The sequence below is a fragment of the Synechococcus sp. MVIR-18-1 genome, assembly GCF_014279835.1.
GTDB lineage: Bacteria > Cyanobacteriota > Cyanobacteriia > PCC-6307 > Cyanobiaceae > Synechococcus_C.
On the sequence record NZ_CP047942.1, the window covers coordinates 938,013 to 951,990 of the forward strand.

The 13,978-nt window shown below is 54.7% G+C and carries 13 protein-coding genes; 4 read left to right on the top strand and 9 right to left on the bottom strand.

The features are described 5' to 3' along the window. Nucleotides 1–6: 6 nt before the first annotated feature. Nucleotides 7–741: a pseudouridine synthase gene (locus SynMVIR181_RS04995; protein WP_186590517.1), complete on the bottom strand. Its 735-nt coding sequence runs from the start codon at nt 739–741 to the stop codon at nt 7–9. A 176-nt stretch (nt 742–917) separates the two neighbouring features. Here SynMVIR181_RS04995 and SynMVIR181_RS05000 point away from each other — a divergent pair, with 176 nt between their 5' ends. Beyond that, nucleotides 918–1,883, top strand: coding sequence for an RpoD/SigA family RNA polymerase sigma factor (locus SynMVIR181_RS05000; RefSeq protein ID WP_186525006.1), 966 nt, complete (start codon nt 918–920; stop codon nt 1,881–1,883). A gap of 8 nt (nt 1,884–1,891) precedes the next feature. Here SynMVIR181_RS05000 and SynMVIR181_RS05005 read toward each other — a convergent pair whose 3' ends face one another. Genes SynMVIR181_RS05005 through SynMVIR181_RS05015 form a run of 3 tightly spaced genes read right to left on the bottom strand, consistent with a single transcriptional unit; the run spans nt 1,892 to nt 4,406 of the window. Continuing rightward, on the bottom strand, nt 1,892–2,371 hold the full coding sequence (locus tag SynMVIR181_RS05005) for a hypothetical protein (protein ID WP_186525007.1): 480 nt from the start codon (nt 2,369–2,371) through the stop codon (nt 1,892–1,894). A gap of 43 nt (nt 2,372–2,414) precedes the next feature. Next, the gene (locus tag SynMVIR181_RS05010) at nt 2,415–4,124 is read right to left on the bottom strand and encodes an AarF/ABC1/UbiB kinase family protein (protein ID WP_255444454.1); all 1,710 of its coding nucleotides are present in this window, start codon (nt 4,122–4,124) and stop codon (nt 2,415–2,417) included. Nucleotides 4,125–4,175: 51 nt separating this feature from the next. After that, nucleotides 4,176–4,406, bottom strand: a complete 231-nt coding sequence (locus SynMVIR181_RS05015) for a hypothetical protein (RefSeq protein ID WP_186590713.1) — start codon at nt 4,404–4,406, stop codon at nt 4,176–4,178. Between SynMVIR181_RS05015 and SynMVIR181_RS05020 the strand changes: the two genes are divergently transcribed. Both SynMVIR181_RS05020 and SynMVIR181_RS05025 read left to right on the top strand, forming a co-directional pair. Further along, nucleotides 4,322–5,746, top strand: coding sequence for an aminotransferase class I/II-fold pyridoxal phosphate-dependent enzyme (locus SynMVIR181_RS05020; RefSeq protein WP_186590201.1), 1,425 nt, complete (start codon nt 4,322–4,324; stop codon nt 5,744–5,746). The two genes, SynMVIR181_RS05015 and SynMVIR181_RS05020, sit on opposite strands and share 85 nt — an antisense overlap. After that, the gene (locus tag SynMVIR181_RS05025; protein WP_186590202.1) at nt 5,743–6,663 is read left to right on the top strand and encodes a phosphatidate cytidylyltransferase; all 921 of its coding nucleotides are present in this window, start codon (nt 5,743–5,745) and stop codon (nt 6,661–6,663) included. Before SynMVIR181_RS05020 ends, SynMVIR181_RS05025 begins: the two co-directional genes overlap by 4 nt. 17 nt (nt 6,664–6,680) lie before the next feature. Here SynMVIR181_RS05025 and SynMVIR181_RS05030 read toward each other — a convergent pair whose 3' ends face one another. The 5 genes from SynMVIR181_RS05030 to SynMVIR181_RS05050 form a co-directional block, all read right to left on the bottom strand. Then, a complete protein-coding gene (locus SynMVIR181_RS05030) occupies nt 6,681–7,319 on the bottom strand; it encodes a DUF2993 domain-containing protein (RefSeq protein ID WP_186590203.1) in 639 nt (212 codons plus the stop codon). Beyond that, the gene (locus SynMVIR181_RS05035) at nt 7,307–8,182 is read right to left on the bottom strand and encodes an alpha/beta fold hydrolase (RefSeq protein WP_186590204.1); all 876 of its coding nucleotides are present in this window, start codon (nt 8,180–8,182) and stop codon (nt 7,307–7,309) included. The genes SynMVIR181_RS05030 and SynMVIR181_RS05035 overlap by 13 nt, the downstream gene beginning before the upstream one ends. Further along, a complete protein-coding gene (locus SynMVIR181_RS05040) occupies nt 8,179–9,312 on the bottom strand; it encodes an iron-containing alcohol dehydrogenase family protein (RefSeq protein ID WP_186590205.1) in 1,134 nt (377 codons plus the stop codon). The genes SynMVIR181_RS05035 and SynMVIR181_RS05040 overlap by 4 nt, the downstream gene beginning before the upstream one ends. A 7-nt stretch (nt 9,313–9,319) precedes the next feature. Continuing rightward, complete coding sequence (locus tag SynMVIR181_RS05045) at nt 9,320–11,902, bottom strand: ATP-dependent Clp protease ATP-binding subunit (protein WP_186590519.1); 2,583 nt, start codon at nt 11,900–11,902, stop codon at nt 9,320–9,322. A 166-nt stretch (nt 11,903–12,068) separates the two neighbouring features. Then, on the bottom strand, nt 12,069–12,557 hold the full coding sequence (locus SynMVIR181_RS05050; protein WP_255444455.1) for a GNAT family N-acetyltransferase: 489 nt from the start codon (nt 12,555–12,557) through the stop codon (nt 12,069–12,071). Between the two features lie 41 nt (nt 12,558–12,598). On the opposite strand from SynMVIR181_RS05050, the gene lysA reads away from it, so the two are divergent. Then, complete coding sequence (gene lysA / locus SynMVIR181_RS05055; protein ID WP_186590206.1) at nt 12,599–13,960, top strand: diaminopimelate decarboxylase; 1,362 nt, start codon at nt 12,599–12,601, stop codon at nt 13,958–13,960. The last annotated feature ends 18 nt before the right edge of the window (nt 13,961–13,978 follow it).

The following is a 13,978-nucleotide window of genomic DNA, read 5'->3' on the forward strand; positions in this document are numbered from 1 at the left end:
ATGCCGTTATGAGGGGCACTCGTTCCGCTCTAAACGGATGGAAGTCCATTCTGAACGTGTTAACTCTCGCCAGTGGCCCTCAGGTAAAGAACCGAGATCAATGGAGGCGATGGCTGTTCGTTGAAGATCAAGCACCGGGTGGCCAAGGGCCTCTGCCACCCTGCGGATTTGGCGATTCCTGCCCTCCCTGAGGATCACTTTTAAAAGGGTTTGGTTCGCTCCTTGTTTCAGCAGTGAGACCTCTGCTGGTTGTGTGGGTATGCCATCCAGTTCCACACCGTTGCACCAGCGATTCAGTGCGGTGGTGGTGGGCTTACCTCTCACCTGAACCTTGTAAGTCTTGCGGTGCGAGTAGCGGGGATGGGTGAGCTGCAAGGTGATTGCACCTTGATTGGTTAAAAGCAGAGCTCCGCGGCTGTCTCCATCCAGCCGACCAACAGGGTGGAGGCCTCGCCTGAGCGACTTTGGAATGAGATCGAGAACCGTTTGGCGTCCTTGAGGATCACTGCAGCTGCTGATCACACCGGGGGGTTTGTTGAGCAGGATCAGCTTGGGGCTCGATGGTTGAGATAGGGGACGGCCATCCACCTCGATGCGGTCGATGTTCGGATCGGCTTGGTCGCCAAGTCCAGCTGTGACTTGATTCACCTTGACCCTGCCTTCGCGCAACAGGTCCTCAGCGTGTCGTCGCGAACAGACTCCTGCAGCTGCGATCAGTTTTTGCAGCCGTTGGCGGGTCACCGGTTCACTCCTCGGCATCGATCAGTGATCATCGTTGGATAGGACAAACGCCATGGTCGCTACCGCCGTTTTGAAGGCGTAATGGCTCATTCTGTCAAGGGGAGAAGCGGGGTGCCAACATGAAGAAAATCGTTAAAAGTGGTAGATTAGGAAACATAAGTGTTTCGTAATTGTCGATGGCGCCCTTGGCTCTGCTCCCCGATGCGGACCTCGTGCGTTCGTACCTGCGAGACATCGGCCGTGTGCCGTTGTTGAGTCACCAACAGGAGATCACGCTGGGCCGTCAGGTTCAGGAGTTGATGGATTTAGAGGCGCTAGAAGCAGAACTCAAGGATCAGCGCGGCGGAGAAGAGGTCGCCAGAGAAGAGGTTGCGAAAGCTGCTGGTGTGAGTGCAGCGCAACTGAAGCGCAAGCTGCAGGCCGGTCGCCGCGCCAAGGAGCGCATGGTTGCTGCCAATTTGCGGTTGGTGGTGAGCGTCGCCAAGAAATACACCAAGCGGAATATGGAACTGCTGGATTTAATCCAGGAGGGAACGATCGGTTTGGTGCGTGGTGTGGAGAAATTTGATCCCACCCGGGGCTACAAATTCAGTACTTATGCGTACTGGTGGATTCGCCAAGGGATTACCCGTGCGATTGCGGAAAAGAGCCGCACGATTCGCCTACCGATTCACATCACCGAGATGTTGAACAAGCTGAAAAAGGGTCAACGGGAATTAAGCCAAGAGCTGGGCCGCACCCCATCGGTGACGGAATTGGCGTCATTTGTGGAACTACCAGAAGATGAGGTGAAGGACTTGATGTGCCGGGCCCGCCAGCCAGTGAGCTTGGAGATGAAGGTGGGTGATGGTGATGACACCGAACTGCTGGAGCTGCTAGCCGGTGATGGAGAGCTGCCATCAGAACAGGTGGAAGGGGAATGCCTGAAGGGAGACCTGCGCGATCTGTTGAGCCAGCTGCCTGAATTGCAGGGGAAAGTGTTGCGGATGCGCTATGGGATGGATGGAGAGGAGCCGATGAGCCTCACGGGTATTGCCAAATCGATGAAGATGAGTCGCGATCGGACCCGAAGACTTGAACGTGAAGGACTAGAGATGTTGCGCCAGGGTGATGCACAACTCCAGGCCTATGTACTTGTTTAAAACTTGATTTAGAAGAATTCGTCAAAATTGTCGAAATCAACCGCTTTGAAATTCCCTGACTCCACCTGAGTCATGAGTCGTTCTAGCTGCACCCATAAAGCTCCACCTGTAAGAAGAGAAAGGAGCATGGACACTAAATATCCAGCGCCAGAGGCGAAGCCGAACACTTGAAGTGACCCGCCGATGAACAGGGTGATGCCGAGCAGAGTTCCTGCATAACTCATCGTGACTTCTGCCGTACCAAGTGGCAAAAGAGCGAGGCGATCTTGCTTCCAGCCGTCTAAGCGAATCTGGATCAGCTTTGCAAACGTGAGCCCGCACAACACACCGATCGCGAGCCCCAGGCCCGCCACGAGATAAGGCGGTTGGCTGATGGGCGCGTATTCCAGAAAAATTTCACTGGGATCAAGATCACCAAAGAAATCACTGAGCGCATCGAGGTCGGCTTGGTCTAACTCGATGGGCATGAGGTCAGGGGCTAATCCCATAACAGTGAGGGTGTGAGTGTGAGGTGAAAGTGTTGGAGGGACCCTAAGCGGCAGCTAGCGGATTCAGTTGTTGCAGCATGCGTCCGGCAATGCGACGAGGACTGAAGGTGCGTCCGAGCAAGGATGTAAGCGACCTGAGGTCTTCTGTACTGAGGCGATCGTCACGCACAAGCGTGAGCAGCATTCTTCTGCGAAGGTCGGCGCCATCCTTACTGAGCAACAAGCGCAATCCAGCTCCCGCCACTGGGATCAGCTCAGCCCCAGGTGTGGGTGCATCGCTTCCCACCACGTCTAGGAGGCTTTCCAGTCGTTCGAGTCGAAGGTGGCCTTCGGTATCAAACAAGACCTCCAGAAGCTTTTCGCGCATCTCTTTGGTGTCACCAGCCAGGAGGCGCTTGGCTACATAGGGATAGGCCACAGCAATAATTTTGAAATCTGGATCAAGACGAAGGGCAAGACCTTCCTGGCTCACAACAGCGCGGATGATCAGGGCAAAGCGAGCTGGCACTCGGAATGGATAGTCGTACATCAATTCAGAAAAGCGATCGGTAATCGCTTTGAAATTGAAGGTGCCCACGGAGTCACCCAAGCTTCCGCCCAACACCTCTCTCAGCGGCGGAATGATCGACTCCAGATCCGCATTGGGTGCTAAAAATCCCAACTCTTGAAAATCATTAGCTAATGCTGAAAAGTCCTTATTGATCAGGTGAACGACCGCACCAGTGAGCGTTAAACGGTCGGAATCACTGATGGAGTCCATCATTCCAAAGTCCACGTAGGCCACGTGACCGAGGTCTCCCGTTTGACCACTCAAGGCAAATAAATTTCCTGGGTGAGGATCGGCATGGAAATATCCATATTCCAGAAGTTGTTGCAGGCCGCTAATCACACCCGTGCGGATCAGGGCTGGCGGGTTGAGACGTTGAGATTTCAACTCCTGCCGATCTCTCATCTTGGTTCCATGAATCCAGGAGGTGGTGAGCACGCGCCTGGCAGACAACAGTCGTTCAACTTTTGGAATCGTGACGGCTGGATTATCAGCAAACAGGGCTGAAAAGCGTTCGGCATTGTCGGCTTCGCAGTAGTAATCAATTTCTTCAAACAGGCTGCGACCAAACTCATCGATGATCTCTCCCAATCCGAAACCCAAGTTGAGAGGTAGGAACGGTGCACCCAACACTCCCAAGGTGCGAATCAGCACCATGTCGCGGCGCAAAATGAAGGCGAGATTGGGGCGCTGCACCTTCACGGCAACCCAATGCTGACCATGCAAACGCGCCTTGTAGACCTGCCCCAGGCTGGCTGCTGCAACGGGGACGTTTGGAAACTCTTCAAACAGTTGCTCCACCGGAGCGCCTAGCTCTGTTTCCACGGTTTGAAGCGCGATCGCGTGGTCGAAGGAGGGGAGATCGTCCTGAAGCTTGGTGAGCTCATCGAGCCAATCGCGACGGATCAGATCAGGCCGAGTGGACAAGGCTTGTCCCACTTTGATGAAACAGGGCCCCAAATTGGTGAGGGTGCGGAGCAGGGTTCTGGCCAGCTTGCGCTGCACCTCGGAATCTTTGCTTCTGCCGCGTAGGAGCAAGCTGACCACTAAACCAGTGAGAGCCCAGATGATTTGGATCACCCGCGGTAAATAAATCCAAGGCCTCAGTAAGAGCCAGCGAGCATCTCTGCCAGGTGAATAACGCATGCGTGCTTCAGAAGCGTCTTTGGATCGCGTTGTGTTGGCCAAACTGGTTCGCTCTGCCATATCCAACGCATCTCAAAACTTCTGATCGTGGATCTTAGGCAGATCGTTCCTTTAAATCGTTTTATTGGCTAGGGCGTTGCCATCATTTGCATTGGCATCGTTGATGGGTTGTTGTCTGTTCGATTCCTTGGCTTCTGCGCGATTCCTGCCCTGCGTCAGGCGATCGATTTGGCTGGACTGAAGAAGCGCAGGCCCCCATGCACTCCTTAATTCCATTGCTACGGCCTGATCGGCGGCGGCCTCTTCACTTGCCGGTGCATGGTCGGGGCAGAGCTTTGCCACCTGCTTTAAAGCGCTTGCTGCGGCAGCCACCCGGTAGTTGGGATCTCCCAGAACTTCCAGAGATTGGTGGTCCCCTTGAGGGGGAAGGTGCCGTTGCTGAGGCGCAAGCACAACTGGCTTCCCGATTGGGTGTGGCTGGTTGTTGGTTCGGTGTGAACGGGGCAACCGGTTTGCTCCAAGCAGCGCTTTCGGCCCTTGCTGGACCTGGGCAAGCGGTGTTGTTGCCGCGTAATGCCCATCGCAGCTTGATTGCTGCCTGCGTGTTGGGAGGCATCCGACCTGTGTTTTTACCCGTTCCATTCCTGTCTGATCGTGGACATCCCGGTGCGATGTCTGCGCAGTGTTTGGAGAGAGCGCTCAAGGATTTGCCCTCCATCCCCGAGGCGATCGTGGGCGCCGTGTTGGTGCATCCCACGTATCACGGTTATGCCTCCGACCCCATGCCCCTCGTCGCAGCCCTGCATCGTCATGGCTTGCCCGTGCTTGTGGATGAAGCACATGGAACCCACTTTGCTTTCGCTGGTGGTGAGGCGCTACCGCGCTCGTCCCTCCATGCGGGCGCTGATCTCGTGGTGCATTCGTTGCATAAATCAGCACCTGGTCTTGGGCAGACAGCCGTGCTTTGGCTCCAAGGCATGCGTGTGAGGTCTGAAGAGGTGCAAGCGTCGTTGCTCAGATTTCAGACCAGCAGCCCTAGCGCTCTGTTGTTGGCCTCTTGTGAGGCAACGTTGAATTGGATGCTCACTCCGGCGTGGGAGCGCCTGCTGCATCGAAGAGTGAAGGAGGCGCATCAGCTTGCAGATCGCCTTCGTGCTGCAGGACTGCCGTTGAGCCGAAGTGATGACCCCTTGCGTTTGATTTTGGTGACTGCTGAAAAGGGAATCAGCGGTTTGGATGCTGATTCCTGGTTCATGGAACGGGGATTGATCGCTGAACTCCCAGAACCTTTTTGTTTGACCTTTTGCTTGGGCTTGGCATCCCAGCGTGGCTTGGCTTCACGCATGCAACGGCTTTGGCGAAGACTCCAGATGTCTCAAGCCAGTTCTGGGCCTTTGGAACCGCTTCTCTTGCCGCCTTTGGAGACCAGCTCAACGCCTGAATTGCTTCCAGCGCTTGCCGTTAGGGCTCCAGCCTGTGAGCTGTCTCTTCAGGACAGTGCTGGTCGAATTGCCGCTGAAATGATTTGTCCTTATCCGCCGGGGATTCCTTTGCTCATTCCTGGAGAAAGAATTGGATCGGATCGGTTGGAATGGTTGTTGGATCAGCACCGGAGATGGCCGGAACTCGTGCCCGGTAAGGTGAAAGTCCTGGCTGAAGGGCCGCAGGTGCAACTGGGGTGATTTCAGACGTAGTAAGCAGCAGCCAGGGCAAAACCAAGAAGGGTTTTGATCGCAAGCGCTTGCTCAGTGGATTGCTGGCTGGCGCTTTTGGGTTGCTGGTTGTGGGTCTTGGCGGGTGGTGGTTCACGCTCGCGTTGGGGGTGATCGTGCATTTGGGGTTGTTGGAATTTTTCCGAATGGCCCAGTTCAAAGGCATGAGACCTGCCACAAAAACAACGCTTGTGGCATGCCAGCTCCTGCTGTTCAGCACGCAGTGGGCCAATTCAGGAGGTCTTCCTGCTTTATTACCTGATGCCGTGCTGCCTTTATCGGGTGCGGCAATTTGTGGTTGGTTGCTCTTGCAGCCCAAAACCGGATCCATTGCTGATATTGCAGCATCAATTTTTGGCTTGTTTTATCTCGGCTTCCTTCCAAGTCATTGGCTGAGGCTTCGCAATCTGACGGATTTTGATATCGCTCCTGTATTGCAACGTTTAAGTATTGATAATTCCTGGCTTTCGTCGGGTTTATTAATCACTCTTGCGGCCTGTTTGATGGTTGTTGCTAGTGATATTGGTTCTTACATGATTGGTCGTCGGATCGGCCGTCATCCCCTGTCTCCAATCTCTCCTTCGAAGACGATTGAAGGGGCGATCGGAGGTGCATTGTGCTCTGTTTTGGTAGGAGCTTTGATGGCAAGCTTGATGGGATGGACCTTGGGTTGGCTGAGTGGTGGTTTGCTTGGAGCGCTGGTGGCATTATTTGCTCTTGTCGGTGACTTAACTGAATCGATGATGAAACGAGATGCAGGTGTCAAAGACTCTGGTGATGCTCTACCTGGGCATGGCGGGATTCTGGATCGAATCGATAGTTACTTATTTACCCCTGCGGTGGTGTATTACGCCTTGATTTTGGTAATGCCTTTAATCGCAAACTAATGCTCAGATGCTGAAAGTTAGGGGCTAACGATTGCCTTCCCTTGAAGAATTAATTGGCCTGCTTTGAGGTGCGCATGTTGTATGTGAATGCCAGGATCCATCGGCAATAAAAACGATTTTCCTGTCTCGAGATGGGTGATCTCAATGGTGCCCTCTGAGGCCTGAAGACCAAATCGAGCGCGAACAGGATCTTGCGTTGCAATCACGGCAGCCTGCAATTCCAGTAAGTCGTCGTCGATGCTCAAAGCACGAAGAGGAGTTAGCCCTATCAATTGCTCACTGAGGAGATCTCCCAGCCACCTCCAACGATCACTGGCGAAAGCGCGATTGAGATCGGTTCCGCTTAAGACAACCTCCCCATCAATGTTGAAGGGATGGGAGAGCTGAATGGGCTGGCCAGGATGGGAGGGGTTGATGTGTGCTCGAAGGGCACCTGTTTTCAGTTCAGCACGCAGAAGGGGGAGTTTCTGAAAACTCACTTTGCGGGCCGTTAAGGACACACCGTCCAGCTTGCCTCGCAGGAGTTGCAAGGCCGAACCTTGCAGGGTCAGCTTCAACTCACCCACGTCATCGCATTGGCTGCGGATCCAAAGCTGTAGACCATTGGAGAGCAGTTGAAGCAGCGGTCCTGAGCTAGTTGCATTCATGGAGGGCATTCTGATCCCAGCCAGCGTTGTGCCACCAACTCCGGCTGATCGATATGGGGAAGATGCCCGCAATTGGCAACGGATTCAAGCTTGTCTCCTAATAACTCCTGAGCGGACCGTTTTTGAGGAGCGCGCAGGATGCGATCTTGTTCACCCCAGAGCACATGCAAGGGCTGGGAGGGAAGCGGGCTGCCACAACCGGCAAAGCCTCCGCTGCGGGCGAAGGACGCGAGGGAACGCGCCCATCCAGGCACCTTGAGATGCAGGGATGCAATCTCAATTTCAGGCTCTCCAACATTGCTGTCTGGATCGGCGAAGGCTTGTCTGCATAACCCTCGTCTCACGCCGGGTCTTCCAAGAAACCAAACCCCAACTTGGTCGAGGACCGGAGGCAGTGGCATCGGTTTGCCGTCCAGACCTGCTGGAGCCAGAAGCAGCAGGCGATCGATCCGATGGGGATGACGCCGCGCGAGTTCCATGGCAACAGATCCACCCATTGAGGCCCCGATCACACCGATGGTTTGGTCTGTTGGCAGGGTGTCGAGCAGCGCATCGAGGTGGTTCAGAACCAGCTCAGGTCCGTAGCTGGTGTGTTCTGGTCTTGGGCAGAACCCAAACCCGAAGAGATCGGGAATGATCAGCGTGTTGTTGGTTTTGAGCAGAGGCACCAAGCGTCGGAATTCCAGATTGGAGCTATCAAATCCATGCAGCAACAGCACGGGCGGCCCACTGCCCACTGTGACCACTGGGTAATGGTCTGATCCCGCATTGGTGCAAGAGAGTTCCAACCAGTCCAATCCTTGAAGCTGCTCACGGGCCAGAGGATCGAGAAGTGTGGAGGCTGCGTTTTCGAGAATGCGCTTGTTGGTCAAGCCTCAGTCTCCAGCGACGTGCTGACGGAGCGACTGTCCGCGTCGGTGCTCACGAGAGCTTCAAGCAGATCGGTCTCTGTGACTTCGAAGGGGAGATGGTGTAGATCGGATCCTGGCCGGCAGGCGAAGCTGCAAATGGCGCGCAAGTCATTCAAGCCGGTTTCTCCAAGACCAAGATCTTGGAGCGTGATGGGGACTCCAAGCTGCTTGAGCAAGGGCAGAAGTTGACGGCGGGATTGAGCTGCTAATTGATTCCCGCCCAGGCGTTCTTCAAGCCGGAGCTGCACAAGAATGCCGAAACCCACTTTTTCGCCGTGCAACTTGCCGTGACAGGCCGGCAATTGCGTTAGGCCGTTATGCACCGCGTGGGCTGCAACCGTTCTGCATTGCGCTCCTCCAAGGCCTCCGATCACACCGGCGGTAAGACCACAGGCTTCAGCGACGCGCACCCAAGACTCACTGTCAGGACGAGCCATGGCATCAAGGGCATCAATCAAGAGTTGATCGCGAAGCACCCGGGCCATTTGAACGGCCTGTTGGATGATTCCGTCGGTACTGGATCCGCTTCCTACAGAGGCTTCGTACCACTTCGCGAGGGCGTCGGCGATGCCACTGGCCAGGGTTTGGTTTGGTGCTTGACGCACTAGACCGTGATCAAAAATCAAGAGATCCGGGCAAGCATCAAGGGACTGATCAGAAACAAACGCTCCATCTCGGGAATAGATGTTTGCGAGAGCTGTCCAGCCTGCACAGGTTGCGGCACTAAGCGGCACCGTGATGCATGGAAGTTTGAGGCGAAACGCCAAAAGTTTTCCCGCATCTAGGACCTTTCCTCCACCGGCTGCAATCACGCAATCGCAAGCAGATTCCTTCAGAAAAGCTTCAAGGCGGATGAGGTCCTCCTCGCAACAGTCGAAATTGAGTTGGGCCTCTACAACTGTGAGATCGCTTCCAGTGAGATCGGCTTTTAATCCGGCACGGATGGATTGGGTTGCAGAACTACGTCCAAGCAGTGCAGGTCTCTGACAGAGAGCAGCAATGGCAGGAAGACTTCGCTCCCAGGCCTGCTCCCCCCGAATGACCCGGGAAGGAGCGATGGCATGGGTATGGCAAACCAACGATGTGGTCATGGTTGCCTCAAACCCCAGCGTTGGCCAATTGGGGTGTCACTGGGGTGGAGGTGTTGAGGTGGCGGACAACCACTTTTTTGTCGTGGTCGATGTCCACCTCAGCGGAATCACCTTCCTTGATACGGCCGGTGAGGACTTCCTCCGCCAGGCTGTCTTCGAGAAGGCGCATCACTGCACGACGCAGTGGTCTTGCTCCGTAGGCAGGGTTGTAGCCCTCCTCCACAAGACGCTCTTTGAAGGCATTGGAGACCGTCAAAGTGATTCCCTTGTCACCGATTCGAGCGAACACTTCTTTAAGCATGATCTCGGCGATGTCTTTCACTTCCTCACGGTTGAGTTGACGGAAGACAATGATTTCATCGAGACGGTTCAGGAATTCAGGCCTGAAGTACTGCTTTAGTTCCTCATTAACAAGAGATTTAATCCTGTTGTATTGATTCTCCTCAGCATTTTCACCAGAGAATTCAAAACCAAGTCCGCCGCCACCTTTCTCAATCACTTTCGAACCAATGTTCGAAGTCATGATGATCAAAGTGTTTTTGAAATCAACGGTTCTTCCTTTGGAATCGGTCAGGCGACCGTCCTCTAGAAGTTGCAGAAGCAAGTTGAAAACATCGGGATGGGCTTTCTCGATTTCGTCAAAGAGCACAACGGTGTAGGGACGACGACGAACCGCTTCAGTGAGCTGTCCTCCTTCGTTAAATCCCACGTAGCCCGGAGGAGAACCGATCAATTTGCTGACCGTATGCCTCTCCATGAACTCCGACATGTCAAGGCGAATCATCGCTTCTTCGCTGCCGAAGAAATAGGCGGCTAGAGCCTTGGTGAGCTCTGTTTTGCCTACACCAGTAGGGCCCGAGAAAATGAAGCTTGCAATAGGACGATTGGGGTTTTTTAGGCCAACCCGGGCACGACGAATTGCCTTGGACACCGCTTTCACGGCTTCATCTTGTCCGATCAACCGCTGATGGAGAGTTTCCTCCATGTTCAACAATTTGAAGGACTCACTTTCTGTGAGTTTCTGAACGGGAACCCCGGTCCATGAGGCCACAATGTGGGCGATGTCTTCCTCGTCCACAACAGGAGTGGTGAGAAGTTGTGGTTTTGCGACTGATCCCTCTGTGGGTTCAGAGGCCGCCATTTCACCAACTGCAGCCTCAGAGGTTTGAGCCTCATCCCCAGTATTGACTGGGGTATCTTCTCTGCTGCTTTGCAGCAACGTACGGATCTTTTCACGCAACTCAACTTCTTTATCACGCAGTTCTCCCGCACGATTGAAATCTTGTTCGCGAACCGCATCCTCTTTTTCCTTCTGGACGGCGCGGAGCTCTTTATCCACTTCCTTGGCTGCAGGAGGCAGCTTGGAATTGAGCAAACGAACTCTGCTTCCAGCTTCATCAATCAGATCAATGGCCTTGTCTGGAAGGAAACGATCGGAGATGTATCGATCACCCAATGTTGCCGCTGCATCGAGAGCCGCGTCAGTGATTTTCAGGCGATGGTGCTGCTCATAGCGCTCACGCAGTCCCCTCAGGATTTCAATGGTTTCCGGAATGGAAGGTTCGCCCACCGTGACGGGCTGGAAACGACGTTCCAAAGCCGCATCGCGCTCAATATGTTTGCGGTATTCATCGAGCGTTGTTGCTCCGATGCATTGAAGTTCACCTCGAGCTAGTGCTGGCTTGAGAATGTTTGCTGCGTCAATCGCACCTTCGGCTGCACCAGCACCAATCAACGTATGAACTTCGTCGATCACCAAAATCACATTGCCGGCTGATTTGATCTCTTCCATGATCTTTTTCAGCCGCTCTTCAAACTCCCCGCGATACTTCGTACCTGCAACAAGCAAGCCGATGTCGAGGGTGAGAACTCGCTTTTCTTCAAGAATGTCTGGAATATCACCTTGCTGAATCCGTTGAGCCAAGCCCTCGGCAATAGCTGTTTTGCCAACACCAGGTTCACCGATGAGAACAGGGTTGTTTTTTGTGCGTCGGCCGAGGATTTGAATCACTCGGTCGATCTCCTTGTGGCGTCCGACAACCGGGTCCAACTTGGCTTCAGTTGCCAGTTGGGTGAGGTTCGTACCGAATTCATCCAAAGTTGGGGTTTTGGTAGAGCCTTTGGCTCCGCCTCCACCACCAGCACCCACCTCAGCTGTTTCGCCGAGCATGCGAATCACTTGAGTGCGCACCTTCGCCAGGTCAACTCCAAGATTTTCGAGCACTCGTGCTGCAACGCCTTCTCCTTCACGAATGAGGCCTAAAAGGAGATGCTCGGTGCCGATGTAGTTGTGGCCAAGCTGCCTTGCTTCTTCTAAGGAGAGTTCAAGAACACGCTTGGCACGTGGCGTGAAGGGGATTTCAACGGCAACGAAGCCAGATCCCCTGCCAATGATTTTTTCAACTTCAACTCGAGCATCCTTGAGGTTGACGCCCATCGACTTGAGCACCTTGGCGGCGACGCCGGTGCCTTCACCGATCAAACCCAACAAAATTTGCTCTGTTCCAACAAAGTTGTGGCCGAGGCGACGAGCCTCTTCTTGGGCCAGCATGATCACCTTGATGGCCTTCTCGGTAAACCGCTCGAACATCTTGAGGGCCGTTAATGGTGAAACCAAGCTATCAGGGATGAAGAGTTGTTGTGATCACTCTCGATACCAACCCAGATCCCAGTAGTGATTTGGGGTGAGGCCCTGAAAAAGTGTTAATCAATGCAGAAATGTAGTGCGGGTTTCTGTTCGATCAGGGCGGGTATCCCTACCAGCTGAGTGCTGAATTGAGTTTCATTTCTCTTTGCATCTCTAACGACTGAATCAAGGCGTCCTTGCCGTCTCGGTAGTAGCGGTCACGGCGACCAACAGTTTGGAAGCCAAACGCGCTGTAAAGAGTTCGTGCCCCGTGATTGTCTTCAGCCACATCGAGGATGGCGTGTCTCGCGCCTGCGCTGCTGGCATCCAGTAGCAGCCGTTTCAAAACTGCTCGGCCCAGTCCGCGGCGCCGATGCTCTGGTTCAACCCCAAGCACAGTGATTTGGAGTTCATCCAAAACAACCCAGCCACAGGCCATTGCTAACAACGTGTCTGCGCTAGCAGCAATCCCGATACAAATTCGCTGGGGGTCGGAGAGTTCTCGCTCCCAATGGTCTGAAGTCCAAAGGCCATGGAGGGATAGGGCATCGAGTTTCAGGCATGCCAAAGCATGCGTTCGCTGGAGTCGGATCGTTTTGGAGTCAGGGTTGAGAAGCATCGCTACCTAGATTGCCTCGATCGCCTATTCCTGACGACGCCTTGGCCACACCTTATGAATCCGGCTGTGATCCCGTCAGCCCCAATCGCAATCTGGCTCCCGTGTCGGCTGAGCTCGATGATCAAGGCCGTCTGATGGTGGGGGGCTGCTGTCTGAGCGAACTCGCAGAGCGATACGGCACCCCGCTTTACGTCCTTGATGAGGTCAGTATTCGTGCCTCCGCTCAGGAGTATCGGGAAGCCCTAAAGCGTCATTACCACGGTGATTCCCTTGCCGTGTATGCATCCAAAGCCCATAGCTCCCTGGCCTTAACAGGCCTCGTGGCCTCAGAAGGGCTTGGTCTTGATGCCGTCTCCGCTGGAGAGCTGCTTACAGCCCTTAACGGCGGCATGCCACCGGAACGCATGGTGCTGCATGGCAACAACAAATCTGTTGAGGAGCTCGCCCTCGCCTACAGCCATGGCGTGATGGTCGTAGCTGATAACCAGCACGATCTGGATTGCCTGGCTGAGCTCGTTCCTAAGGGCGCAGCGCCCGTGCGCTTGATGCTGCGTTTCACACCGGGCATCGAATGCCATACCCACGAGTACATCCGTACAGGACATCTAGACAGCAAATTCGGGTTTGATCCCGATCAGCTGCAGCCCGTGTTGACAGCCTTGGCAGGGTGTGCGTGGGCTCGTGTTGAAGGTCTACATGCGCACATCGGGTCGCAGATTTTTGAACTGGATCCGCATCGGGATTTGGCGGCTGTGATGGCTGATGCCCTCAAGTTGGCCCGTGAGCTCGGTCACCCAGTGCGTGATCTCAATGTTGGTGGGGGACTCGGAATTCGCTACGTCGAATCAGACGATCCACCGTCGATCGATGCTTGGGTCAAGGTGGTGGCAGACGCGGTGACCGTGGCGTGCCGGGAGCGCGGTCTTGAATTGCCACGCTTGATGTGCGAGCCGGGTCGTTCTCTGGTGGCGTCCAGTGGCGTGACGGTTTACACCGTGGGCGCTCGCAAGGTGGTACCAGGCGTTCGCACCTACGTCTCCGTTGACGGTGGCATGAGCGACAACCCGCGTCCGATCACCTACCAGTCGCTCTACACGGCATGTCTTGCGGACCGCCCCCTGGCGCCGGCAGACGAAACGATCACCTTGGCTGGGAAGCACTGTGAATCCGGCGACGTGTTGCTCAAGGATTTGTCGTTTCCGTCTTGCCGCAGCGGTGAGGTGCTGGTGGTCCTGGCAACAGGTGCCTACAACCTTTCGATGAGCTCGAACTACAACCGGATTCCGAGACCCGCTGCTGTGTTGGTGCATCAAGGAGAGGCGGAACTGATTCAGCGGCGTGAGCAGCCAGAGGATTTACTGCGTTATGACCTGATGCCAGATCGCCTGCGCTCGGTACACTGAGCTTGAAATTATGAGAGG

Excerpts from the sequence above, each read along its gene's own strand:
- SynMVIR181_RS05040 (WP_186590205.1), bottom strand. The coding sequence starts at position 9,312 with ATGACCACATCGTTGGTTTGCCATACCCATGCCATCGCTCCTTCCCGG.
- SynMVIR181_RS05010 (WP_255444454.1), bottom strand. The coding sequence starts at position 4,124 with ATGGCAGAGCGAACCAGTTTGGCCAACACAACGCGATCCAAAGACGCT.
- SynMVIR181_RS05020 (WP_186590201.1), top strand. The coding sequence starts at position 4,322 with ATGCACTCCTTAATTCCATTGCTACGGCCTGATCGGCGGCGGCCTCTT.
- SynMVIR181_RS05005 (WP_186525007.1), bottom strand. The coding sequence starts at position 2,371 with ATGGGATTAGCCCCTGACCTCATGCCCATCGAGTTAGACCAAGCCGAC.
- SynMVIR181_RS05030 (WP_186590203.1), bottom strand. The coding sequence starts at position 7,319 with ATGCCCTCCATGAATGCAACTAGCTCAGGACCGCTGCTTCAACTGCTC.
- SynMVIR181_RS05000 (WP_186525006.1), top strand. The coding sequence starts at position 918 with ATGGCGCCCTTGGCTCTGCTCCCCGATGCGGACCTCGTGCGTTCGTAC.
- SynMVIR181_RS05045 (WP_186590519.1), bottom strand. The coding sequence starts at position 11,902 with ATGTTCGAGCGGTTTACCGAGAAGGCCATCAAGGTGATCATGCTGGCC.
- SynMVIR181_RS05050 (WP_255444455.1), bottom strand. The coding sequence starts at position 12,557 with ATGCTTCTCAACCCTGACTCCAAAACGATCCGACTCCAGCGAACGCAT.